The sequence below is a fragment of the Streptomyces sp. NPDC020801 genome (assembly GCF_044334385.1).
Taxonomy (GTDB): Bacteria; Actinomycetota; Actinomycetes; order Streptomycetales; family Streptomycetaceae; genus Streptomyces.
This window is the reverse complement of record NZ_JBIRST010000015.1, coordinates 1-23,999: the sequence shown is the minus strand read 5'-3', so window position 1 is coordinate 23,999 and position 23,999 is coordinate 1. Positions and strand designations below refer to the sequence as shown.

At 72.3% G+C, this 23,999-nt stretch carries 19 protein-coding genes and 1 pseudogene; 5 read left to right on the top strand and 15 right to left on the bottom strand.

Going from position 1 to position 23,999, the window contains the following annotated elements:
- Positions 1-47 precede the first annotated feature (47 nt).
- Positions 48-1,301 (top strand): PucR family transcriptional regulator, encoded by a 1,254-nt coding sequence (locus ACH4UM_RS27435; RefSeq protein ID WP_398184604.1) that lies wholly within the window; start codon positions 48-50, stop codon positions 1,299-1,301.
- 82 nt (positions 1,302-1,383) lie between these two features.
- Here the strand turns inward: ACH4UM_RS27435 and ACH4UM_RS27430 are convergent, their stop codons facing one another.
- From ACH4UM_RS27430 to ACH4UM_RS27415, 4 genes are all read right to left on the bottom strand, one after another.
- A complete protein-coding gene (locus ACH4UM_RS27430; RefSeq protein ID WP_398184601.1) occupies positions 1,384-2,994 on the bottom strand; it encodes a cation acetate symporter in 1,611 nt (536 codons plus the stop codon).
- Positions 2,991-3,350, bottom strand: coding sequence for a DUF485 domain-containing protein (locus ACH4UM_RS27425; protein WP_398184598.1), 360 nt, complete (start codon positions 3,348-3,350; stop codon positions 2,991-2,993). Before ACH4UM_RS27425 ends, ACH4UM_RS27430 begins: the two co-directional genes overlap by 4 nt.
- 242 nt (positions 3,351-3,592) lie before the next feature.
- On the bottom strand, positions 3,593-3,931 hold the full coding sequence (locus ACH4UM_RS27420) for a hypothetical protein (protein WP_398184595.1): 339 nt from the start codon (positions 3,929-3,931) through the stop codon (positions 3,593-3,595).
- A 46-nt stretch (positions 3,932-3,977) separates the two neighbouring features.
- Positions 3,978-5,624 (bottom strand): long-chain fatty acid--CoA ligase, encoded by a 1,647-nt coding sequence (locus ACH4UM_RS27415; protein WP_398184592.1) that lies wholly within the window; start codon positions 5,622-5,624, stop codon positions 3,978-3,980.
- 231 nt (positions 5,625-5,855) lie between these two features.
- Here ACH4UM_RS27415 and ACH4UM_RS27410 point away from each other — a divergent pair, with 231 nt between their 5' ends.
- From ACH4UM_RS27410 to ACH4UM_RS27400, 3 genes are all read left to right on the top strand, one after another.
- Positions 5,856-7,001, top strand: coding sequence for a GAF domain-containing protein (locus ACH4UM_RS27410; protein WP_398184590.1), 1,146 nt, complete (start codon positions 5,856-5,858; stop codon positions 6,999-7,001).
- On the top strand, positions 6,998-7,630 hold the full coding sequence (locus ACH4UM_RS27405) for a response regulator (protein ID WP_398184587.1): 633 nt from the start codon (positions 6,998-7,000) through the stop codon (positions 7,628-7,630). The genes ACH4UM_RS27410 and ACH4UM_RS27405 overlap by 4 nt, the downstream gene beginning before the upstream one ends.
- Before the next feature lie 539 nt (positions 7,631-8,169).
- On the top strand, positions 8,170-9,186 hold the full coding sequence (locus ACH4UM_RS27400) for a metallophosphoesterase (protein ID WP_398184584.1): 1,017 nt from the start codon (positions 8,170-8,172) through the stop codon (positions 9,184-9,186).
- Positions 9,187-9,465: 279 nt separating this feature from the next.
- Here ACH4UM_RS27400 and ACH4UM_RS27395 read toward each other — a convergent pair whose 3' ends face one another.
- The 11 genes and pseudogenes from ACH4UM_RS27395 to xylB all read right to left on the bottom strand — a co-directional run bounded on the left by ACH4UM_RS27395 (position 9,466) and on the right by xylB (position 22,459).
- Positions 9,466-11,319, bottom strand: a complete 1,854-nt coding sequence (locus ACH4UM_RS27395; RefSeq protein ID WP_398184581.1) for an ABC transporter ATP-binding protein — start codon at positions 11,317-11,319, stop codon at positions 9,466-9,468.
- The gene (locus ACH4UM_RS27390) at positions 11,316-11,753 is read right to left on the bottom strand and encodes a lasso peptide biosynthesis B2 protein (protein ID WP_398184578.1); all 438 of its coding nucleotides are present in this window, start codon (positions 11,751-11,753) and stop codon (positions 11,316-11,318) included. The genes ACH4UM_RS27395 and ACH4UM_RS27390 overlap by 4 nt, the downstream gene beginning before the upstream one ends.
- Entirely contained in the window at positions 11,750-12,004 is a 255-nt protein-coding gene (locus tag ACH4UM_RS27385; RefSeq protein ID WP_398184575.1) for a lasso peptide biosynthesis PqqD family chaperone, read from the bottom strand. The genes ACH4UM_RS27390 and ACH4UM_RS27385 overlap by 4 nt, the downstream gene beginning before the upstream one ends.
- A 29-nt stretch (positions 12,005-12,033) precedes the next feature.
- Positions 12,034-13,884, bottom strand: coding sequence for a lasso peptide isopeptide bond-forming cyclase (locus tag ACH4UM_RS27380; RefSeq protein WP_398184573.1), 1,851 nt, complete (start codon positions 13,882-13,884; stop codon positions 12,034-12,036).
- Between the two features lie 26 nt (positions 13,885-13,910).
- Positions 13,911-14,021 (bottom strand): keywimysin-related RiPP, encoded by a 111-nt coding sequence (locus ACH4UM_RS27375; protein ID WP_107047813.1) that lies wholly within the window; start codon positions 14,019-14,021, stop codon positions 13,911-13,913.
- 596 nt (positions 14,022-14,617) lie between these two features.
- The gene (gene adh / locus ACH4UM_RS27370; protein WP_398184570.1) at positions 14,618-16,141 is read right to left on the bottom strand and encodes an aldehyde dehydrogenase; all 1,524 of its coding nucleotides are present in this window, start codon (positions 16,139-16,141) and stop codon (positions 14,618-14,620) included.
- A gap of 250 nt (positions 16,142-16,391) precedes the next feature.
- Positions 16,392-17,678 carry a GAF domain-containing protein gene (locus tag ACH4UM_RS27365; RefSeq protein WP_398184567.1) on the bottom strand — a complete coding sequence of 429 codons (1,287 nt, stop codon included), beginning with the start codon at positions 17,676-17,678 and terminating at the stop codon, positions 16,392-16,394.
- A gap of 389 nt (positions 17,679-18,067) precedes the next feature.
- Positions 18,068-18,667 (bottom strand): N-acetylmuramoyl-L-alanine amidase, encoded by a 600-nt coding sequence (locus ACH4UM_RS27360; protein ID WP_398184564.1) that lies wholly within the window; start codon positions 18,665-18,667, stop codon positions 18,068-18,070.
- Positions 18,668-18,782: 115 nt separating this feature from the next.
- Positions 18,783-19,398 (bottom strand): annotated as a pseudogene (locus ACH4UM_RS27355) (acetamidase/formamidase family protein); the annotation flags it as partial.
- Positions 19,399-19,717: 319 nt separating this feature from the next.
- Entirely contained in the window at positions 19,718-20,935 is a 1,218-nt protein-coding gene (locus tag ACH4UM_RS27350; RefSeq protein WP_398184561.1) for an ROK family protein, read from the bottom strand.
- A gap of 78 nt (positions 20,936-21,013) precedes the next feature.
- Entirely contained in the window at positions 21,014-22,459 is a 1,446-nt protein-coding gene (gene xylB / locus ACH4UM_RS27345; RefSeq protein WP_398184558.1) for a xylulokinase, read from the bottom strand.
- Positions 22,460-22,638: 179 nt separating this feature from the next.
- Here xylB and xylA point away from each other — a divergent pair, with 179 nt between their 5' ends.
- The gene (gene xylA / locus ACH4UM_RS27340; protein ID WP_398184555.1) at positions 22,639-23,805 is read left to right on the top strand and encodes a xylose isomerase; all 1,167 of its coding nucleotides are present in this window, start codon (positions 22,639-22,641) and stop codon (positions 23,803-23,805) included.
- The last annotated feature ends 194 nt before the right edge of the window (positions 23,806-23,999 follow it).

The window sequence follows — 23,999 nt, the reverse complement described above, 5'->3', positions numbered from 1 at the left end:
GGGACCGCCCGCACGGCGGTCCCGCTCACCTCGCTGCGGGAGCCCGAATGACTGTCATCTCTCAGGACGATGGCCTGCGCAAGGACGACGGCGTGCGAACGCACGACGGCCTGCGCGGGCTGGTCGATGTGCTGCTGCCCGGGATCGACCGGTTCGCCGACCTCCTCACCTACCGGATCACGCAGGAGGAGGACGCCTACCGCGACCACGGCCATGTCAAGCACGACCAACTGCGCACCTCCTGCGCGGACAACCTGCACTCCATGGTCACCCAGCTGGGCCGGGACGCTCTCGATCTGCGTGTGCCGCACGACACCGGCCGTTTCAAGGCCGAGCACGGGGTGCCGCTGTCGGCGGTGACGCACGCCTACCGGCTCGCCGGGCGGTTCCTGTGGGAGTGCGTCCTGACCGAGGCGGGGGACAACGTCACCCGGGAGATGCCGCAGGTCGCCACGGCGGTCTGGTCGGTCAGTGACGCCTTCACCGACGCGGTGGCGTCGGCCTACCGCGAGGCCATGACCGAAAGGGCCCACCATGACCGGCAGGTCAGAAGCCTGCTGCTGGCCGCGCTGCTCGACGGCAGGCTGGACGAGGGCACGCACCTGTGGGAGTGCGCCGACGCGCTGCGGCTGCCGCAACGCGGAGTCTTCGCCGTGGTGAGTGCCGAGTGCGGGGCCGGGGGACGTCCGGCGGACGAGGATGCGCTGCACGACGTGGAGGGCGCGCTGCGAGCCCTCGGCATCTGGTCGGTCTGGCGCCTGGAAGAGGACGCGCAGGTGGGGCTGCTCTCGCTGCGGTCTTCCCGGGGCCTTGCCCAGGCCATGGAACTCATTCGCCGGCGGGGCGCCGGGCGGGTGGGGGTGAGTACCCTCTTCCACGGCCTGGAGCAGGTGCCGGGCGCCTTCCGCCAGGCGCGGCTCGCCTCCGCCTGTGTCGAGCCGGGCGCCAGCGAGGTGGTCTCCTACGGCGACTCACCGATCCGCCTGATGGTGGTCAGCGCCCCGGACTCGGCCCGGCACGCGGTGCGCGAGGTGCTCAGCCCCGTTCTCGAACTCCCGCCGCACGAAAGGGACGTGCTGCTGGAGACGCTCAGCCGGTGGTTCGCCTCGGGCGGATCCGCCACCGAGACGGCCGCCCTGATGTACTGCCACCGCAACACCGTGACCCACCGTCTGCGGCGCGTACTGGAACTCACGGGGCGCTCACCCGCGGACCCGGTGGGAGCGAGCGAGATCCACCTCGCGCTGGAGGCGCACCGCCTGCTGACCGGGCTCCCGTCCGCCAAGACGCCCGGCCCCTGACGCATGCGTCGTCCCCCCGTCCGAGGCGGGCGGGGGGACGACGGATCGGTCACGGCGGTTCAGCGGCTCAGCGGTCCACCTGTCATGGGCCGGTTCCACGGGACTGGCCCGGTCCGGTCCCCAGCAGGACCCGCTCCTCCAGTTCGGCGTACTCCGCCCCGCCCCGTTCCCTTCGGTCGAGGACGGACCCCAGCCAGCCGAACAGGAAGCCGAGCGGGATGGACACCAGCGCCGGGTTGCTGAGCGGGAAGACGGCGAAGTCCAGGTCCGGCAGCAGCGCGGCAGGGCCTCCGGACAGAGCGGGGGAGAGCAGCACCAGCAGCACCGAGGAGAGCAGTCCGCCGTAGACGCTCCAGAGCGCTCCCCTGGTGGTGAAGCCCCTCCAGTACAGGTGGTACAGCAGCGCCGGCAGGATCGCGGACCCCGCGACGGCGAAGGCCAGACCCACCAGGAACGAGATGTTCTGGCCCTGGGCGTACATGGACAGTCCCGTGGCGGTGACCCCGATCAGCAGCACCCCGCCCCTGGCGACCAGGAGTTCGCTCTTCTCCGACGCCCTGCCGGCCCGCAGCCCGACCTGGTAGAGGTCGTGTGCCAGCGCGGTCGACGCGGCCAGGACGATCCCGGCGACCACCGCGAGGATCGTGGTGAAGGCGACGCAGGAGATCACGGTGAGCAGGAACGCCCCGCCGAGGCGCTCGGCCAGGAGCAGGACGGCGGAGTTGCCCGTGGCGCTGTCGGCCGTGATGGCGCCGCGGCCGAGCACGGCCACCGCGCCGAAACCCAGCACACCGCCCACCAGGCAGAACACCAGCGTCAGATAGGTCGCCAAAGTGACAGATCCGCGTGCCGCGCGTGCGGTGGGTACCGCCCCGAGCCGCATGAGCAGGTGCGGCAGCCCCGCGGCTCCCACAAGCACCGCCAGTTGCAGGCTCAGCGAGTCGAGCCGGCCCACGGTGTCGTCGCCGTAACGCACGCCCGGCCGCAGGAAGGCGTCCTGCAGACCACTGTGGTCCGCCGCCCGGCTCAGCAGGACCGAGGGGTTCCAGCCGTATCGCGACATCACGAGGACAGCCAGGCAGCCGCCCCCGCCGAGCAGCAGGACGGCCTTGACCAGCTGCACGGCCGTCGTCGCCCGCATGCCGCCGATCAGCACGTAGAGCACCATGAGGATCCCGAGCGCCCCGACCATGATCTGCCGTGCACCGGTGCCGTCCAGACCGAGGATCGGCGCGGCGAGCGCCCCGGCGCCGACCAGTTGGGCGATCAGGTACACCAGGGAGATGACGAGGGCGGCGATTCCCGCGGCCAGGTGCACGGACCGAGGGCGCAGCCGCCGCCCCAGGCTGTCGCCGATCGTGTAGCGCCCGGTGCTGTGGAACGGCTCGGCGATCAGCAGGAGCATCACCACCCAGGCGACGATCGGGCCCAGCAGATAGGAGATGCCGTCGTACCCCGCCAGCGCGACCACCCCGGGGGAGCCGAGCAGGGTCGCGGCCGACATGTAGTCACCGAAGAGGGCTGTACCGTTGCGCCTCGGCGTGAGCCGGCCGTCGCTGACATAGAAGTCCCCCGGGGTGACCCGGTCCGTGGTGACCCACAGGGCCAGGAACAGCGCGCTGGCCACGAAGGCGGCGAAGACCACGAACACCGGGAACGAGCCGGCTGCGGCCGATGGCGCGGCAGTGGTCATCGCGCATCCTCCCGCGACTCGAGCCGGTCCCGCAGACGCGGGCCGTCGGCGTCGAAGCGGGTCCTGGCATGGCGGTTGTACCACCGGACCGCCCAGACGGTGGTGAGGCACTGCAGCAAGCTCATGGCCAGCCCGGTGTTCAGCGGCCCGGCGATCGGTACGGCCATGACGCCGCGCGCCTCGCTGGCCAGCAGGGCGTTGAGCAGGTAGAGCGCGATGACGCCGCCCGCGACGGTGAAGACCGGGCGCCGGCGTGCCGCACGCAGCCGCAGCAGGTCCGGATCGGCCTGGTGCCGCTCGGGGACGGACGGGGCCGGTGCCCCGTGTGCGGCGGGGTGCGCAGGGGGCGGGGGCATCGGTCCCATCGGTCCCCAGGACGCTGCGGGACGGATCCAGGGGCCGGATTCTCCCGACGACCCCTGTCCCTGCCAGGGACCGGAGCCCTGCCTGGGACCGGAGCCCTGCCTGGGGCCGGGCCCGTCCGGGCGACCGGAACCCGGGCGGGGATCGGGTCTGTGCCGGAGATCGGGTTCCTGCCGGGGATCGGGTTCCTGCCAGGGGCCGGGCCCCCGCGACGGCGGCGGGGGGAACGCCGGGCTCATGACGTCCCTCTCGATGGTGCGGTGCCCGGGCCGCCGGCCCCCCGGGGCACGAGCCGGTGGTCGACACCGGCCGGGTCGCGGGCGAGCTCCCGCGCCATGCGAAGGGCCCACCTGTGCCGCTCGCCGCGCCGGCGACCGCCCGCCGCGGCCTCGTCGCGCAGCGTTTCGGCGTACCGGCCGGCGAGCTCCTGCCGTCCGCCGACCCGTTCGACGGTCTCGGCGATGGCCCGGAGCAGCTCCGCGTCGGAATACAGGGACTCGTGATCGAGCCGGCTCAGATACAGGGCCGACACCGACTGAGGATCTCCTTCGGGGGGCGGGGTCATGCGGCTCATGACAATTCCTCGGGAAGTGGATGAATGGTTCCGGACGGGGCGCCGCTCACGAGATGACGTCGACGGCCAGCTCTCCGTCCGCGTACTGCTTGCGCAGCGTCTTCTTGTCGAACTTGCCGACCGAGGTCTTGGGCACCGCCTCGACAAGCGCCCAGCGCTCCGGCAGCTGCCAGGCGGCCACCTTGCCGGCGAGGAAGCGCCGCAGTTCGTCGAGCGCGGTCGTGCTGCCGTCCCGGAGCACGACCGTGGCCAGGGGGCGCTCCCCCCACTTGTCGTCCGGGACCGCGACGACGCATGCCTCGGCCACCGCCGGGTGCGCCATGAGGTGGTTTTCGAGTTCGACGGACGAGATCCACTCCCCGCCGGACTTGATCACGTCCTTGACCCGGTCGGTAAGGGTGAGGAAGCCGTCGGCGCTGATCGTTCCGACGTCACCGGTGCGCAGCCAGCCGTCGTGGAACTTCTCCGGGTCGTCGTCGAGGTGGTAGGAGCCGGTGATCCACGGGCCGCGGACCTCCAGCTCCCCGACGCTCCGGCCGTCCCAGGGCAGGACGGCGCCGTCCTGGCCGATGAGCCGGGCCTCCACCGGTGCCGGGAAGCGACCCTGGCTGAGGCGGTGGCGCAGGGCCTCCTCGCCGTCGGTGCCCTCGGGGGCGCGGGCCAGCGCGCCCAGCGGCGAGACCTCGGTCATCCCCCAGGCGTGCAGCAGCCGGATGCCCAGCTCGTCCTCGTAGGTCCGCATCAGCGAGGGCGGGCAGGAGGAGCCGCCCACGACGGCCTCCTCGAGGCTGGAGATGTCGGCCCCGGGGTGCTGCCGGACGTGGTCGGCCAGGCCCTGCCACACCGTGGGCACGCCCGCACCCTTGTTGGGGCGGGCGGCGGCGATGAACCGGGCGAGCGGCGCGGGAGCCAGGAACCTGTCCGGCATGGCGAGCGAGGCACCGGTGAGGAAGGCCGCGTACGGCAGGCCCCAGGCCTGGGCGTGGAACTGCGGGACGATGGCGAGCAGGCGGTCCCGGGCGGAGATGTTCATCAGGTCCGGAAGGCTGATGCCCAGTGAGTGCAGGTACAGCGAGCGGTGGCTGTAGACGACGCCCTTGGGGTTGCCCGTGGTCCCGGAGGTGTAGCACATGGCCGCCGCCTGGTTCTCCTGAAGGTCCGGCCAGTCGTACGACTCGGGCCGGTCCTCCAGCAGCCGCCCGTAGTCGTGGACGGTCACCGGGGCGTCGGGCATCAGCGCGGACTCCGCCTCCCCGTTGACGATGACGTGCCGCACCGTGCGCATGCCGGGCAACAGCGCCGAGAAGACCGGCAGGAGGGAGCCGTCGACGATGACGACCGTGTCCTGGGCGTGATTGGCGATGTAGGTGAGCTGCTCGGGGAAGAGACGGATGTTCAGGGGGTGGATCACGGCGCCCATGGCGGGCACGGCGAGGTATGCCTCCAGGTGTTCCTGGTTGTTCCACATGAAGGTGGCCACCCGGTCACCGGGCCCTACGCCGAGGCCGGCCAGCGCGTGGGCGAGCGCGGCGGCGTTGCGGCCGACGCGGGCGTAGTCGGCACTGCGGGTGCCGTTGTCGGTGGCGGTGACGACCTCACTGCCACCGTGCAGCTTCATGCCGTTCTCCAGCAGTCTTCGGACGAGCAGGGGCACGGCCTGCATGGTGCTGGGAACGGGGTGGCGGCTGGGCATGTGCGTGGGTGTTCCTTAGGTGTCGACGTCGGTGCGCGGCTCCGTCACGTCACCGACCGCTGCGGCTCGTGCCGTGATCCTGGGCGCCGCACCGGGGCGCGGGTAGCTCCAGGGGGAGGTATGACTTCGGAGGTCTCCATTCGGAGATGGTCAGGGCACCGGCGGCGGGGGAGGATGTGGGCCCGGAGTGCGTACGCACACTCCTGGTCCGCCGGCGGGAGACGACCTACCATGACCAACGTGTCAGACGGGAGCCGGGACCGGCCGCTGCCGAGTGTCCTGTTCGAGCTCACCGAGGGATACAGCCAGGTCCTCGCTCTGCTCGACCAGTCCGTCGCCATGCGCCGGATCGTGGACGACGTTCCCGAGCTGAGCGGGGTGGACGTCGCGTGGGTGGGCGAACCGGACGGGGCCGACCGGCTGGTGCTCGGGCACGTCGTCCACGCCCGCACGCCCGCCGTGGACGGCCTGGTCGTCTCCGCCGGGTGCGGGCTGGGCGGGCAGGTGATGCTCCGCCGCCGGCCGCTTTGGGTCAGTGACTATCGACGCTCCGACACCATCACCCACCACTTCAACGCACAGGCGGAGACCGAGGGGCTCGGCGCGATGATCGCCGTGCCCGTCATCCACGACGACCGGCTCCTGGGCGTCCTCTACGGATCGAATCGGGAGACCTCCCTGTTCGGCGACCGGACCACCCAGGCCCTGGAACAGGCCGCGAGCCGGGCCGCGGCGGCCGCTGTCGTGGCGGAGCGTGCCCGGCACGCGGCAGAGGTCGCCGTACACGAGGAACGGCGCCGACTCGCGCTGGACCTGCACGACACCGTGGGAGCCATGCTCTTCTCCCTGGGCACGGGAATCCGCACGCTGGCCGAGGAGCTGCCGGCCGGGGACGCCGTGTCGGCACGTCTGGGAGACCTGGAGGAGCAGGCGATTCAGGCGGCCGCCGCACTGCGCGTGTCCCTGCGCGCGCTGCACGCGCCACCGGAGGAGGTCGCTCTCGGAGTCGCGCTGCGCGGTGACTGCAGGGCCTTCCAGCAGCGCACCGGAGTGATAGCCCGGCTGATCATGGTGACCGAGGTGCCGGCCCTCGCGCCGGGCCGGATCAAGGCACTGACCGACGCGGCGCGGGAGGCGCTGCTGAACGTCGAGAAGCACGCGCGCGCCCGTTCCGTCGTGGTGAGCGTGTTCACCCTGTCCGGGGGTGTCTGCGTGACCATCGCCGACGACGGTGCCGGTCTGCCCCCGGAGGGCGGCTCCTCCAGGGGCATCGGCCTGTCCACCATGTCGGAACGCCTGGAACGGGTGGGCGGCCGGGTCACGGTCGGCGGCAACGAGGACGGCGGTGTGACCGTCCAGATGTGGGTGCCGGAGTGAACGAGCCGACGGTGCGCGTACTGGTCGTGGACGACCACCCCATCGTCCGCGACGGTGTCGCCATGGCGCTCGGCAACGCCTCCTGGATCACCGTCTCCGGGTACGCCAGCTCCGGGCGGGAGGCGATCAGCGAGGCCGAGCGGCTGGTGCCGGACGTGGTCCTGCTGGACCTGCGTCTGCCCGACATGCTTGCCCCTGAGGTCGTCCGGGCGCTGCGGACCCACGTTCCCGGCGTCAAAGTGGTGATCTTCACCGCCTATCCCGAGCACGCCGCCCTTGAGGAGGCACTCGACGCCGGGGCGCACGCCGTGGTCGTCAAGGACGCGGAGCGGTCGGATCTGGTGGACATCGTCCGCCGGGTCAACGCCGGGGAGCGGGTGGTCCGCACCAGTCCGGACCACCTGCTCAGCGTGCTGCTGAACCGAAGGCTCAAGGAGAGCGGCCTGACCTGCCGCGAGTACGAGATCCTGCGCAGGGTGGCGATGGGCGAGACGAACCCGGAGATCGCCGACGTACTCGGCCTGAGCCGGAACACGGTCAAGACCTATCTCCAGCGGACGCTGGAGAAGCTGGGCGCCCGCAACCGCGTGGAGGCCCTGGCGCGGGCGAGCGAGCGCGGCATCCTCTAGAGCCTCACCGGCCCGGCCGTCGGCGGGGCACCGTCTGGACGGGGAATCGACGGTCCTGTTGAACGAGGGCGCGGGCAACCCGAGGCGAATCTCCCCGTAGCGGGCGGCCGGTGGGGTGGCCGGACGGGCCTGTACGCCGGGTCGTGCGCCGCCGCTGACCCCAGGGCCGGGACCGTGCCCGCATCCGCCTGACCGCCGGGGCGGCGTCGCTCGTCCCCGTGCACCGGCCGTCACCGTCCGGTACACAGCGATGACGGTGCGGCGGTTCGTCGCACGGCCACTTCAGCAGGAACCGGCGGTACGTCCCAACCGGACGAGGACGCCCGGCCACGGTGAGGTCGCCGACGAGCGCGATCAGCCGTCGCCCGGTGATCGGTTCGTCCCTCTGCTCGCGGTGACCGTGCCGAAGTCGGCCTGCGTGCACCGCTCCTGTGCCCGCGGCCGCCGTACGGTGCCTGTTCATCCTCTCTCCACCCTTCCCGGGGCGCGAGTTAACGCTCAGCCAGGACATTGCGGCTCGCACACCACAGGAGGACGAGATGAGACCATGGCGCCGCGCGGCATCCGCCGCGCTTGCCCTGAGTGCGCTCACACTGGCCATGTCCGCCGAGCCGGCGTCGGCCGGGTACGGGCACGAGAAGTACACCTTCGCGGTGATCGGCGACATCCCGTACGGGGACGCTCAGATCGCCGACTTCCCCAACGTCGTCGAGCAGATCAACGCCGACCGCGACGTGCGGTTCGTCGACCACCTCGGCGACATCAAGAACGGCTCCACCGTCTGCAGCGACGCCTACTTCCAGCAGATCAAGGCGGACTTCGACAAGTTCCGCGACCCGCTGGTGTACACCGTCGGCGACAACGAGTGGACCGACTGCCACCGGCCCAACAACGGCGGGTACAACCCGCTGGAGCGGCTGGCCGAGATCCGGAAGGTCTTCTTTCCCCGTCCGGGCCGGACCCTGGGTCAGGACAGCGCGCGGGTGACCTCGCAGGCCGACCAGGGCTACCCCGAGAACGTCCGTTACACCCGGGCGGACGTCGCCTTCGCCGCCGTTCACATCGTCGGCAGCAACAACAGCATGGCCCCGTGGACGGGCAACACCGCCCCCACACCGGAGCAGGCCGCCGAGGTCCTGGGGCGCACGTCCGCCGTTGTGCAGACCGTCCGGGACACCTTCGCGGCCGCCAGGCGCCACCGTGACAGGGCCGTGGTCCTCCTCACCCAGGCCGACATGTTCGACCCGACGGTGACCAATCCTTCCTTCGCCGACTACTACGCCTTCCAGCCGATCGTGAAGGCGATCGCCGAGGAGGCGGCCGCCTTCCACGGACCGGTGTACCTCTTCAACGGTGACAGCCACGTCTACAACAGCGACAAGCCGCTCGGCACCGGCTCGGCATGGCTGCGCTTCTACGGCCTCTCCACACCCGCGTCCAACCTCAGCCGCGTCACCGTCGACGGGTCCACGAACGTCAACAACTGGCTCAAGGTGACCGTCGACCCGAGCACCAAGCAGGTCCTGAGCTGGACACGGGTGCCCTTCGCCCAGTGATCCGGCCTTCCTCGGCCACCCCCCACCGCCGCTGCCCGGCCCGCTCCCGCAGCGGGCCGGCGGTCGGCCGGCCGCGGATCGGCTTCGCAGTCCCGCTCACGGCCCCCCGGCGACGGCATCGGCCCGCAGCGACCGGGCAGACCCGCCGTCCATCCGGGCATCTCCGCGCACAGCGAGCGCAGGGCCCGCTGCCGCCCGTTCGTCGCCTCGCCCCTGCTCGAGCAGCGGTTCGAGGCGGCCGGGTCCGCGGGCAGCGCGGCCACCGCGTTCCACACGGCCTCAACCGGCCGTCCCCGCTCCGCCGCCGCTGCCGGGCTTCCCGCCCGGCCGGAGCATCTGGCTCGCGGCCAGTTCGCGGTAGAGGGCGCTGCAGGCCAGCAACTCCTCGTGGCCTCCGCTTGCGGCGGTGCGGCCGTCGTCCAGTACGACGATGTGGTCGGCGTGCTGCACGGTGGACAGGCGGTGGGCGATGACCAGCAGGGCGCACTCCTGGGCGACGTCCTTCATGACGGCGGTGAGCGCCGACTCATTGATCGCGTCGAGGTGGGAGGTGGGCTCGTCCAGCAGGAGCAGCGCGGGGCGCGCCAGCAACGCGCGGGCGAGGGCGACGCGTTGGCGTTCGCCGCCGGAGAGCGTGCTGCCTCGTTCACCGATGACGGCGGCCAGGCCGCCGGGCAGCCGGTCGACGACTTCTTCGAGTCGGGCCAGTTCTGTGACGCGCCGGATCTCCGCTTCCGTGGCGTCGGGCGCGGCGTAGGCGATGTTGTCGCGCAGGGTGCCGTGGACGACGTGAGTGTTCTGATCGACGACGGCGATGCGTCGGCGGCATGCGGCACGGGTGAGTTCGGTCGCAGGCCGCCCGTCGAAGAGCACGTCGCCCGCGTCCGGCTCGTAGAACCTCGCCACCAGGGCGAACACCGTGCTCTTGCCGGCTCCGGACCGCCCCACCAGGGCGACGTGCTGCCCGTGCTCGACGGCGAACGAGACGCCGCGGAGGACCGGCCGGTCCGGGGCGTAGCCGAAGCGGACGTCGCGCAGGGCGAGAGCGGGCTGTGCGGGGGTCGCGGACGGCACGGCCGGCCGGGGTGGCTGCGTGCGGACTCCCGTGATCCGCGGTGCGGTGGGCTCGACAGGCAGACGGAGTGCTTCGTCGATGCGCTGATAGGCGCCCATCCCGCGTTGGATGAGCCCCACGGCACGGAAGACGGAGGACAGCGGCAGGACGAGGTACGAGGCGTACAGCAGGAAGGCGACGAGGTCGCCGAGGGAGCCGGCCCGGCCGTTGACGCGCAGGCCGCCGACTACCAGGACGACGAGGAAGGAGCCCTGCACGGCGAGTTCGACGGCGGGGCTCATGACAGAGGCGAGCTTCGCGGTGCGTACCCCCGCGCCGTAGGCCGCCTCGACGCGTGCGCCGATGGCCGCCGCCTCACGCTCCTCGGCGCGGTGCACGCGGACCAACGGCAGGGCGCCGAGGGCGCGTTCCAGGTCGGCGGCGATGGCACCGACCGAGTCCTGCATCTGTTCGGACGCGCACCTGATGCCGGTGAGCAGCGAGGCCACGACCAGGGCCGCCGCGGCCACGGTGACGGCGACCAGGAGCAGCAGCAGGGGGTCGAGCCACGCCATGAGGACGATCGCCCCGGCGGCGACAAGGCTTCCCGTCACCAGATCGACGAGGGCCTGCGACACGACCTCCCGGAGCAGGGTGGTGTCGGCCGTCACCCGGCAGATGAGGTCGCCGCCCCTGTGCCGTTCGTATTCCCTCATCTCCAGCCGGAGCAGCCGCCCCACCAGCCCGCGCCTGAGCTGCCGTACGACACCTTCTCCCATCCGTTCCAGCAGGAAGCGTCCCGCGGCTCCCGTCGCCGCTTCGGTGAGGAACAGCGCGCAGAGGAGTGCCAGCAGGGGCCAGACGACCTGCCCGCGCCCGCTCGCGTCCACGACGTGCTTGGCGACGAGCGGTTGGGCCAGTGCCAGGGCGGAACCCACGAGAGTCAGCACCGTGGCGACCGCGACGGCGCTCCGGTGCCCGGCGGTGAGCCGGTACATCGTTGCCACCGCCGCCCGGGTGGACCTGTCACCCTCGTCGGCCGGGGGCCTGCCGTTGTCCCGGACCGTCGTGCCGGTCATCGGTGCGTCGGGCGGCGCAGCGGGTCGACGGCCACCAGTCGGGCGAAGTAGCCCTCCGGCACACCCTCGCCGACGGGACGGCCCTCCGCCTCGATCCAGGCGTGCGCGGTGAAGGGCGGGACGACGCGTACGCCCGTGCACCAGGTCGGCCATGTTCCGCCGACTCGGCACAACAGGGCCGCCCCCAGGGAGCGCGGCAGGCACCCCTTCGGTCCGGCGCAGCGCAGGCTGGCGGCGCACATGGCGTCGCGTGCGTTCTGGGCCTGCGCGGTGGTGGCGGGTGCGGCGCCGCGCCGCAGGACGCCGAGCACGGTGCGGATCCGGCGGGGCGGTAGAAGGGCGAGGGCGACGGCGGGGAGCAGGACGAGGCGGGCGGCCAGGCGTCGGGCCACGGGAACACCGGTGGGACGTTGCAGCGCGCTGGGCGTCGTCATGAGGCGAGCCCCGAGCCACGCAGTTCCCGGACGAGCGTTTCGACGTCCCGTAGGGCCTGAGCCTGGTCGATGTCGAACTCCCGGACCAGGGCGGCGGCCGCGTCCGACGCCTCGCCGCCGTCGAGCAGCGTCCGCACGACCAGGGTGGCGGTCGGATTCAACTCCCAGTAGGCGCCGCCCTGTTCGTCCAGCAGCACCGTGCCGTAGTCGGTCTCGGCCGTGGAGACGTTGTCGCCGAACCGCAGGGGCATGTGGAGACCTTTCTGACGTGGGGATGGGGTCAGGGGTGTGGGACATGGGTGCGGTTGCGGGTGAGTCCCCGCAGCCACACCTCGGCGGCGATCGTGGAGTAGAGGATGGCGTCGGACAGTCCCGGAGAGGCGGGCCGCCGGGCGAGGCGGCGGAGTTCCGCGCCGTCGACCAGGCCCAGCTCCTCCAGCCGCGAGTCCTCCCACAGGGCCAGCAGGTCGGCACGGTGTTCCCGCAGTCCGTTGGAGGCGTCCATGGAGGCCGTGGCCTTGTTGGCCCGCCGCAGGCACGCCCCGGGCACGATCCCGCGCATCGCGGCGCTCAGGACGGGCTTGTACGCCCAGGGCGTGACGCGCTCGCTCGGACGTACGGCGAGACACGCCTCGATGACGCGGTCGTCGAGGAAGGGAGAGGCCATCGGCAGGCCGGCGCGGGCCGCCATCCGGTCCCACTGCCGGATGACGCGGGTGCACGAGCGGATCTGCTCCAGGTCGGTGTGCAGGCCACGGTCCGGATGCAGCGGCGAGACCGTCGCCGAGGCCGCGAGCAGTGCCCGACGGGCCATCCGTTCGGCGTCGGGAGTCACCCAGTCGAACAGGCGCGGGGCCATGCCCCAGCCGAGACCCGTCGCGACCGACGGGGTCAACGGGCCACGCAGTTGGCCGGCGGCGTCGGCGAGCCACTTACCGTACGGCCGGGAGTCGGCGAGAGCGCGGACCGTGCCGACGAGCGGCCACTGCCACAGTGCCCGGAACCCGCGCAACTGGCGCAGGGCGAAGAGCGGACGGCCGCGCAGCAGCCGGTGGTAGTACGCCTCCGAGCACCATGCCACGTGGTCGCCGCCGATGCCGGTCAGGTGCAACCGGCTGCCGCGTGCAGCGAGGCCGGGCAGATGATGCAGGACCCGGGAGCGGTCCATGACACCGATGGTGGGCTCGTCGAGGAGGTCGCCGATGCCGAGAAGGTCCTCGTAGACCAGCGGCGACGCGTCTGCGTCCCACACCACGTGCTCCACGTCCGGGAGGTGCCCCATCGCCTGTTCGGCCCAGTACAGGTCGGTGTCCGCCGGATCGCGTCCCGGCCACGTACTGGCCACCACGCGGGCGGGGGAGCGGTCGGCCAGGAAGCAGACGGAGGTGGAGTCCAGGCCGCCGGACAGGTCGCAGCTCACCACGCCGCCCTGCCGGGTACGCGCGCCGACGGCCTCCTGAAGTGCCTTCCGGATCAGGGGCGCCGCTTCTGCCAGTGGCCTGACCGGCTCCGGCGGTGTCCACCACCGGGTGTGCCGTACGGTGCGCCCGTTCGCGGCGACGATCACGGCGTCCTGCGGAGGAACGGCGGTGACCGCACGCCACAGGGACGTCTCGAACAGCGGATACGGGGTGGGCCACAGCAGCCTTACGGCCAGCTCCTCGACGTCGGGGTCGAGGCCCAGGACGGCGGCGAGGGTGTCGGCGCGGGTGGCGGCCACCCGCACGCCGTCGATCTCCGCGTGGAAGACCAGTCGCAGTCCGGAGGCGGTGCCCTGAACCCTGATCTGTCCGTCGCGGGCGCCGACGAGGTGGAAACTGCCGGGGAGGGAGCGGGCCAGCGCGTCGAGCTCCGCGAGATCGCGCAACCGTGCGGCCCGCCGCCGCAGTTCGCCGGCGTCGATGGGGCAGCAGCCGACGACGGCGAGGGCGGCACCTCCGGCATTCGCCGAGACCACCTCGTCGTCGTGCCACTGGCCGACCAGCCAGGGCCGGCCCGACGCATGCGCGAGGATCCGGCTTCTGGGGCGGGTGAAGGAGCGGGCCACGGCGGCCGCGTCCACGTGGTCGGTGAAGACCGCGAAGTGCGCGTCGCCGGGGCCCGTCCCCGCACTTTCGTGCAGTTCAGTCATGACGTCGGGTCAAGGACCGTCGGACGTCAGTTCTTGCTCAGGATCAGCCGGTCGTTGCCGGAGCGCTGAAGGAGCCCCGTTTCCTTCCGGAAGGTGCCGAGCCGAACGAGCGTCGGTGCCTCATATGCCTTCTTCACGACTACTCCTCACGTGCGGTTTCCCGACCACTTCCCTGACCGACGCCCCGGAGCCTGCCCGGTGTGCTGTCGGTCTGCCCAGGGCTCATGGGAACCCGGGCCGGAAGCGGGCGCAGCACCTAGCTAGCTGCGTAACGTGAGCCGGTGACAAGGGAGTTCACAAAAGTCGCATAATATACGAAACTAGAATTTCCCGGAGTGCGTGCACCTCGCCCGGGGGTTGTTCGTGGCACTGCATTGTCGTGCGGCTCATAGGTGCGCTTGGTGGAAGAAGCGCTATGAGCTGCGTCCAGTGCAACTACCTTCCGCGCTCCCGGAGGCGCCTGACGACGGCCACAGGAGGGCGCCGCCGGGCGCACTCCGCGTCCGTGGATGTGCGCCGTTTCCTGTCCCTCCACTCCGAGGTGCGCCCGGATGACTCACCGGCGGCCGAGCGCGGGCGAAACCGCGGGGCCGTGCCGGAACCGATGCCGGTGAGCGACGTCCTTTCGCTGACGGTGGACAACGATGTGCACACACCTCGCCAGACGCAGCCGGCCCAACAGCGAACGAAGAAGCCGACCACCCCACGACCCCGCCGCACACTGAAGACCAAGTCAGAAGAAGCCCAGCTTCTTCGGCGAGTACGACACCAGGAGGTTCTTCGTCTGCTGATAGTGGTCCAGCATCATCTTGTGGGTCTCGCGGCCGATACCCGACTGCTTGTAGCCCCCGAACGCACTGTGCGCGGGGTAGGCGTGATAGCAGTTCGTCCAGACGCGGCCCGCCTGGATCGCGCGGCCGGCGCGGTAGGCGGTGTTCATGTCCCGGGTCCACACGCCGGCGCCGAGGCCGTACAGCGTGTCGTTGGCCATCTTGACGGCGTCGTCGAAGTCGTCGAAGGAGGTCACCGAGACCACCGGCCCGAAGATCTCCTCCTGGAAGATCCGCATGCGGTTGTCACCCTCGAAGATGGTCGGCCGTACGTAGTACCCGCCCTTCAACTCCCCATCGTGCTCGATGCGTTCACCGCCGGTGAGGACCCGCGCTCCCTCCTGCCGGCCGATGTCGAAGTAGGAGAGGATCTTCTCCAGCTGGTCGTTGGAGGCCTGGGCGCCGATCATCGTCTCGGTGTCCAGGGGATGGCCCGGCTTGATGAGCTCGGTGCGCGCGACCGCCGCCTCCACGAACTCCGCGTAGTGGCCGCGCTGGATCAGCGCCCGGGACGGACATGTGCACACCTCGCCCTGGTTGAGCGCGAACATCGTGAAGCCCTCGAGCGCCTTGTCGCGGAAGTCGTCGTTCGCCGCCGAGACGTCGTCGAAGAAGATGTTCGGCGACTTGCCGCCCAGCTCCAGCGTGACCGGCTTGATGTTCTCCGAGGCGTACTGCATGATCAGCCGCCCCGTCGTCGTCTCACCCGTGAACGCCACCTTCGCCACCCGGGGGCTGGAGGCGAGCGGCTTGCCCGCCTCCACACCGAAGCCGTTGACGATGTTCAGGACACCGGGCGGCAGCAGGTCGGCGATCAGGCTCATCCAGTAGTGGATGGAGGCGGGGGTCTGCTCGGCAGGCTTGAGCACCACCGCGTTGCCCGCGGCGAGCGCCGGCGCGAGCTTCCAGGCAGCCATCAGGATCGGGAAGTTCCACGGGATGATCTGTGCGACCACCCCGAGCGGCTCGTGGAAGTGGTACGCCACCGTGTCGTCGTCGATCTCGCCGAGGGAGCCCTCCTGCGCGCGGATCGCCCCCGCGAAGTAGCGGAAGTGGTCGATGGCCAGCGGGATGTCGGCGGCCAGGGTCTCGCGGACCGGCTTGCCGTTCTCCCAGCTCTCGGCGACGGCCAGGGGCTCGAGATGGGTCTCCATGCGGTCGGCGATCTTCCGCAGGATGCCGGCGCGTTCGGCCGCCGACGTCCGGCCCCAGCCCGGGGCGGCCGCGTGCGCCGCGTCCAGCGCCCGCTCCACGTCCTCCGCGGTCCCACGCGCGACCTCCGTGAACGGCTGCCCGTTCACCGGCGACGGATTCTCGAAGTACTGCCCCCGGGCAGGCGGCACGTACTCGCCGCCGATGAAGTGGTCGTAGCGCGCCTGGTAGGAGACGATCGCACCCTCGGTGCCGGGCGCCGCGTAACGAGTCATCCTGGTCTGCCTCCCTCAGCAGCGCTGCCCGCCGTTGGGCAGCTCTCGGCGCGAGGCTAGGAAGGGACACGTTGCAACGAGGTTGCGCAGCAGCGGGGCGGGAACGCAGGTGGCGGCGGCAGCGGGGGCGGAACGCAGGCGGCGGCGGGAGCAGCGATGGAGGCGGGAGCCGGACGGGGGCCGGGTGCAGACGCAGGCGGGCCCGAGACGCAGGCCTTGGTGGTGGTGGCTGCCTGCCGCCACGGAGCGGTCAGCGCGTCGCCGGGGGTCCCCATCCGCGCCAACCGCCCGGCGCCGTCAGTTCCGCCTCGAGCGCGGCAAGCCGGGAGCGGACCGTCGCGGTCGGCCGTACGGCGGCCAGGGCCTGCCACACCTCCAGGTCCTCCTCGCCCCACGGCGCGTGTGCCCAGTCGGCCAGCAGGTCGGGGTCGCGGCGGGCGATCAGCGCGCCGCGCAGTCCGTCGGCCAGGCGCTGCCGCAGCCGCACTACCGCCGGAGCCTGCGAGGCGGGCAGCAACGGGCCCCCGTACGCCGTCGCGGCGGCCGCGACCGCTCCCGTCTCCAGCCGTCGCTCGACGACGGTCACGTCAGACCCGACCGGAACGGTGAGCCGGTAGGGGCGCGACGCGAGCAGACCCGGGCCGAGCACCCGGCGCAGCCGCGCCAGTTCGGCCCGCAGCGTCACGGGTGTCACCGACTCGTCCTCGTACAGCGCGCACAGCAGCTCGTCTCCGGTGAGGCCCTCCGGGTGGCGGGCCAGCAGCACCACGATCTCGCTGTGCCGGCGGCTCAGCCGGATGCCGCGACCACCCACCAGGAGCTGGGCCTCGTCGCGGCCCAGCGCGGTCAGCTCCGGCGTGCCGGCGGCGGGCCCGCGCGGCGCGATCAGTGCCAGCTGGGACTCGGCCGCGCGCGCCACCGCCTGCACGAAACCGAGGCTGTGCGGGTGCGCGAGACCGTTTCCGCCGGTGATGTCCACGGCGCCGAGCACCCGCCCGGTCCGCGGATCGTGCACCGGGGCCGCAGCGCACGTCCAGGGCTGGACCCGCCGGATGAAGTGCTCGGCCGCGAACACCTGCACCGGGCGGTCCACGGCGACCGCGGTACCCGGCGCGTTGGTCCCCATGGCCGACTCCGACCAGCGGGCACCCGGCACGAAGTTCATCCGCCCGGCCCGCCGTTGCGTCGTCGGATGGCCCTCCACCCACAGCAGCCGGCCGTGCGTGTCGCACACCGCGAGCAGATGTTCCCCATCGGCTGCGAAGGTGCCGAGCAGCTCCCGGAACAACGGCATCACCGGTGCCAGTGGATGCTCCGCCCGGTAGGCGCCGAGGTCACCGTCCGCCAGCTCCACGCTCGCGGTGCCGTCCGGTCCGACACCGGCCCGCGCGGAACGCCGCCAGGAGTCGGCCACCACCGGACGCACCGGTCGCGGCACCGTGCCCACCGCGGTGAACGTCTCGTGCGCCCGGCGCAGTGCCCGGACACGCTCGGCAGGGTCGGCCCCCGGCTCCAGGGCCACCCACGGATCGGTCAATGCGGCCTCCGACGGCGATGCGACTGGGGGACATCGTCACGCCGAGTGTGCGCCCGGACAACCTCTTCGACGAGGTTCGCCCCAATGATGAGCATCCCGCCGGGAAGGACTCCCCGCCCGGAAGGACTTCCCCCGGCAGGACCCGCCCCCGGCCGGGCCCGGGGGCCCATCTCAACAGGCCCACCTCGACAGGCCAGCCTTTTCGGGGCTCGCCAGGCGAGGTCGGGCCGCGCGGGATCCGGCCCGGCGGGACTCGGTCCGGCGAGGCCGGGCCGCGCGGGACTCGTCCCGGCGGGGCTCGTTCAGACGAGGCCCGATCCGGCGAGGCCGCTGGACAGGGCGGCCCGTGAGAGACCGAGCCGGGCTGCCGTCCGGCCACGTCGCGGCCGTCAGGCGAAGTTGACCAGTCTGATGTAGCGGACCCAGTCCCAGTTCGGTCCCGGGTCGGTGTGGTCCGTGCCCGGCACCTCGTAGTGCCCGATGATGTGCGCGCGGTCCTTGGGGATGCCGTACCGGTCACAGATCGCCGCCGTGAGCCTCGCCGACTGCTCGTACAGGGCGTCGGTGAAGTAGGCCGGCTTGTCCACCCACCCCTCGTGCTCGATGCCGATGCTGTGCGTGTTGTAGTCCCAGTTCCCCGCGTGCCAGGCGACGTCCGCCTCGCGGACGCACTGCGCGATGTGCCCGTCGGCGGACCGGACGACGTAGTGCGCGGACACCTCCGTCTGCGGGTTCTGGAAGATGGCCAGGGTGCTGGCGTACGCCTCCTGCGTGACGTGGATGATTACCCGGTCGATGGAGTAGCTGGTGGGCCGGTCGGACGCGGTGTAGTTGGAGCTGCTCGCCGGCTGCCCTTCGGCGGGCGGGTAGTCGACGGTCTGGGGATGGGCACCGGCCCGCGTGGCGGGAAGTAACGCGTAGGGGACGGCGGCGAGGGCGGCGCCCTTCAGGATCCGTCGTCGGCTGGGAAGGGGTCTGGCCCGGTCCATGGGCGATGGCCTTTCTCGTGGGGGGCTCTTGTGCGGTCCTCTTGTGTGGTCCTCTTGTGCGGTCGTCTTGTGCGTGTGTGGGCATGCTCGCGGGCGGAGGGCACGGTGGTCGGTCCCGCAGTACCGCCACCGTCTCGAGCAGCCGTGCGTGCAGTCCGCGGTGAGTGTCGCGCACCGGCAGCCACTCCTTGCGGAGCTTGGCCACGCACGTGTAGTTGGTGTCGCACACGTTGGCCAAGGGCGATTCGACGGCCTGGGCCGCGAACTGGTAGGCGTCCAGCTCGCTGAAGCCGTCCCTCACCCTGCCGGGCGTGTCCGTCGCCGAGGCTGAGCAGAGCGCCTTCCACGTTCACGCCGAGGTGGCAGGTGATGCCGGCACGTATCTCGGGTGTGTCCGCGTTTCCGCGTTTCCGCCGTGCGTGTCGGGCACCAGCGCCGAGCGCACCTCCGAATTGGCGGGTGCCACGCCCACCGTGCCGTGCATGGGGTCGCTCGGCAGCTCGGCCCGGATGTCGCTGTCGTGTGCCTGGAAGAGCGCGGTGCGCCGCGCCCGGTCCAGCTGCCAGATCCACCCGGTCTCCGGCAGCGGCGGTTTCGGGGGAGGCGAGCGCGCCACGCAGAGGTCGAGGACCGTGCCCGGGGCGATGCAACGCCACGGGCGGTGCGCCGCCGAACATCCAGGCGCATTCGCCCGGTTCGGGCCGCACGGTCAGGGTGCGGGGGTCGCTCATCGCTGCACAGCTCCGTTCTGCGGCATGGTGACGGTCGTCATCGGCGTCTGCTCCCGCGCCGGCTCGGCGACACACGCCGCGGTGAACAGACAGGCCATCATGTGAACCCCCTTGTCCACCCCGACGCGCCTGCCGCCGACCGGCATGACGGGAGCGCCTCGCGTGAATCACGGTACGGCGCTTGCCGGTTGGGCAGAAGGGCGCGGCGGGGTTCGGCGGATGGGCCCACGATTGTGGAGAACTCGGCCACTCGAACGGGTGAAGTGAGCCTGTGATCAGGTGAGTTGCGAGCCGGGAGCCGGACCGTCGCGGCCGGGGCTCAGGCGTGTTGGGCGCGTTGGGCCACCGCCGCGGGGTCGTCGAGAACGCCCCGCACCACCGCGTGCGCCGCACCCAGCAGCGGGCCCTCGGGGCCCAGTTTCGAGACGGACACCGGGCAGGCGGGCCCGGCGGTCCGCCGCGCCAGCTCGGCCTCCAGCGACGGCAGGAGCCAGGGCGCGAGCCCGGCCAGCGCGCCGCCCAGCACGACGGCTTCGGGATCGAGCAGGTTGACCGCGCCCGTCAGTGCCACCCCGAGTGCCGTACCCGCCTCGTGCAGCGCACGCCGTACGTTCTCGTCCCCGGCGGCGGCCCGGGTGGCGAGCAGCCCGACCCGGTCCTCGCCCGGCTCCAGGCCGGCCGCCCGCAGGACCGCTTCCTCACCCGCGTACTGCTCCAGACAGCCGCGGCCGCCGCACGGGCAGGCGGGCCCCTCGGGTTCGACCGGCACATGACCCAACTCGCCCGCGAAGCCGCGCGTTCCGCGCAGCAGCCGTCCGTCGACCACGATTGCGGCACCGATGCCGATCTCCGCCGAGACGTGCAGGAAGTCGCGCGGCGTGTCCTCGCCGAGCCAGAGTTCCGCGAGCCCGCCGAAGTTGGCCTCGTTGTCCACCGTCACGGGGAACCCGGGCGGCAGCAGGGCACCGAGGTCGGTGTCGTGCCAGTCGAGGTTGGGAGCCCGGACGACCGTACGGCCGTCCCGTGCGACCAGTCCGGGCACGGCGACGGCGAGTCCGGCCGCCCACAGACCCTGCTGCTCCGCCTCGGTGACGACCCGGCGTATCAGCGCGGTGAGGTCCTTCGTCACCGGTTCTGGGCGGCGTCCCCGATTGGTGCCGTGGCGCACGGCCCGGGCTCGTACCCGACCGCGCAGATCGACCACGCAGGCAGCGAGGTGGTCGACGCCGACCTCCGCACCGACCCCGGCGGGGCCGCGGCCGCTGACGGCGAGCGCCGAGCCGGGGCGGCCCACCCGGCCGGGCCGCTCGGGACCCAGTTCCTCCAGCAGCCCGGTGCGGACGAGCTCGTCGACGAGGGTCGACACCGCCGCACGGGTCAGGCCGATGCGCGAGGCGACCGCCGCCCTCGACAGCGGGCCCTGGGCGCCGACCGTGTGCATGACCCGGGCGAGGTTGCGGCGGCGCATGCCCTGCTGGGTGTCGGGCAGCGAGCGCCCGGGACCGGCCGGGTGGGCCTCGTGCAACGGTGCGGTCATGCCTGAGTCGTCCTCGGTCGGTGTCCGGCGGCGGATGTCCGGCGCCCGGTGTCGGTCGGCGGGTGCCCGCGGGCTCCGTCAGCGGGTCCGCGTCCCCCGCTCCAGCAGCGGGGCCGCGTCGGAGAGTACCCCGGAGATCCTGGCCAGCGTCTCCTGGTCCCGCTCCACGGCCTCCAGTACCGGCCCGTCGGCGGTCCTCCAGCGGCGGGCGACCGCGGCCGGGTCCTCTCCGGTCAGCACCCCCGCCGCCTGGGCGGCGGCGCCCAGTGCGACCAGTTCCCTGGCCTCGGGCACCTGCACCGGCCGTCCCGACAGCCGCCGAACGGTCTGCTGCCATGCCGTGCCGCGGGCGCCGCCCCCGATCAGCAGCAGCGGTGCGGTGCGGTCGGCGTCCTCGTCGAGGACCAGGTCCAGTGCGCCGAGCAGGGAGTGGACGGCGCCGTCGTAGGCGGCCTGCAGCAGTTGCCCGGCGGTGGTGTCGTGGCGCAGTCCGTGCAGCAGCCCGGAGGCGTTGGGCAGGTTCGGGGTGCGTTCGCCGTCGAGGTAGGGGAGCAGGGTGACGGTGGTGCCGGGGTCGACGCCCTCCCGGTGCAGGCCGAGCAGGGCGGCGATGCGGTCGACGGCGAGCGTGCAGTTGAGCGTGCAGGCCAGTGGCAGCCAGTCACCCCGTGCGTCGGCGAAGCCCGACACGGTGCCGGAGGGGTCGGCCGGGCGGTGCTTCGCCACCGCGTACACCGTGCCCGAGGTGCCCAGGCTGAGTACGGGTGTCCCGGGACGCAGTCCGAGGCCGAGTGCGGCGGCGGCGTTGTCGCCGGTGCCGGGCGCGACCAGGGTGCCCTTGGAGAACGGCAGCTCATGGCTGTCGCGCACGGTACCCGCCACCTCGCCGGGGCGCACTACGCGGGGCAGCAGTGCGGGATCGAGTCCCACGTGGGCGAGGACCTCCTCGTCGTAGGCCTCCGTGGCGGACGCCCACCAGCCCGTGCCAGAAGCGTCGCCGCGGTCGGTGGTGCCCAGGCCCGTCAGGAGCCCGGTGAGGTAGTCGTGGGGCAGGCGCACCGCGGCCGTCGACCGCACCGCCTCCGGCTCGTGCTCGGCCAGCCACGCCCACTTGGTGACCGTGAAGGACGCGCCCGGCACGCTGCCCGTGCGCTCCGCCCACGTCTTCGGGCCGCCGAGGTCCTCGACGAGGCGGCGGGCCTGCGGGGCCGAGCGCACGTCGTTCCACAGCAGGGCCGGCCGCACCGGGGCGCCCTGGGCGTCCAGGGTGACCAGCCCGTGTTGCTGGCCGGCGATCGACACGGCGGCGGCCTCGTGCGCCGCGTCCCCGCACTGGTGCAGCGCCGCGCACAGGGCGTCCCACCACTGGTGCGGGTCGCTTTCGCGGCCCGCCCCGGAGGTGACGGTGTGCGGCGCCTGGCCGCTCGCCACGATCTGTCCGGTGGCCGCGTCGACGACGAGCACCTTGGTGGACTGCGTGGACGAGTCCACACCGACGACGAGCGGACCCTCGGCTGCTGACATCGGCTCTCCCTCTTTCCGCGGATCGCGGGATCTGACCTGGTCTTTTCTCGGTCTCCTGGGCGTGGTGACCCGAGTATCGCCCCGGTCGGGACCATCTTGTCCCTTCCCAGGGATGCGTCGGCATACTAATTTGTAAATCGCCATGACGAAATAGTCGCAAGCGAGCAAGGAGCCGCGGCATGAACTACCGGCCCACCCCCGAGCACAGGTTCACCTTCGGCCTGTGGACCGTCGGCTGGCGGGGACGGGACCCGTTCGGCGACGCCACGCGCCACGCCCTCGACCCGGTCGAGACGGTGCAGCGCCTGGCCGGACTGGGCGCCCACGGAGTGACCTTCCATGACGACGACCTGATCCCCTTCGGGTCCTCCGACACCGAGCGCGAGTCGCACATCAAGCGTTTCAGGCAGGCGCTCGACGCGACCGGCATGACCGTGCCGATGGCCACCACCAACCTCTTCACGCACCCCGTCTTCAAGGACGGCGCGTTCACCGCCAACGACCGCGACGTGCGCCGCTACGCCCTGCGCAAGACGATCCGCAACATCGACCTCGCGGTCGAGCTGGGTGCGCAGACCTATGTGGCCTGGGGCGGCCGCGAGGGCGCCGAGTCCGGCGCCGCCAAGGACGTGCGCGCCGCCCTCGACCGTATGAAGGAGGCGTTCGACCTCCTCGGCGAGTACGTCACAGCCCAGGGCTACGACATCCGCTTCGCCATCGAGCCCAAGCCGAACGAGCCGCGCGGTGACATCCTCCTGCCCACCGTCGGGCACGCGCTGGCGTTCATCGAGCGCCTGGAGCGCCCGGAGCTGTACGGCGTGAACCCCGAGGTCGGCCACGAGCAGATGGCCGGCCTCAACTTCCCGCACGGCATCGCCCAGGCCCTGTGGGCGGGCAAGCTCTTCCACATCGACCTCAACGGCCAGTCCGGCATCAAGTACGACCAGGACCTGCGCTTCGGGGCCGGTGATCTGCGAGCCGCCTTCTGGCTTGTCGACCTGCTGGAGAGCGCCGGCTACGACGGACCGCGCCACTTCGACTTCAAGCCGCCGCGGACCGAGGACCTGGACGGCGTGTGGGCGTCGGCGGCCGGATGCATGCGCAACTACCTCATCCTGAAGGAGCGTGCGGCCGCCTTCCGCGCCGACCCGGAGGTGCAGGAGGCGCTGCGCGCTTCGCGGCTCGACCAGCTCGCACAGCCCACCGCCGCGGACGGTCTGCACGCGCTGCTGGCGGACCGCACGGCCTTCGAGGACTTCGACGTGCAGGCGGCCGCCGCGCGTGGCATGGCCTTCGAGCGGCTCGACCAGCTGGCGATGGACCACCTGCTGGGGGCTCGGGACTGATCCAGGGGTGTGTGGTGGGGGGGGGGGGGGGGGGGGGGCCGCGGGGGGGGGGGGGGGGGGGGGGGGGGGGGGGGGCCCCCCCCGGGGGGGGGGCGGGGGGGGGCGGTCGGCCGGGGCGGCTGGTGGGCAGGTTCAGGTCCAAGACGCCCCGCACCCGGGACGAGGCCGGACCGGATCCTCAGGGCTGCGCCGGC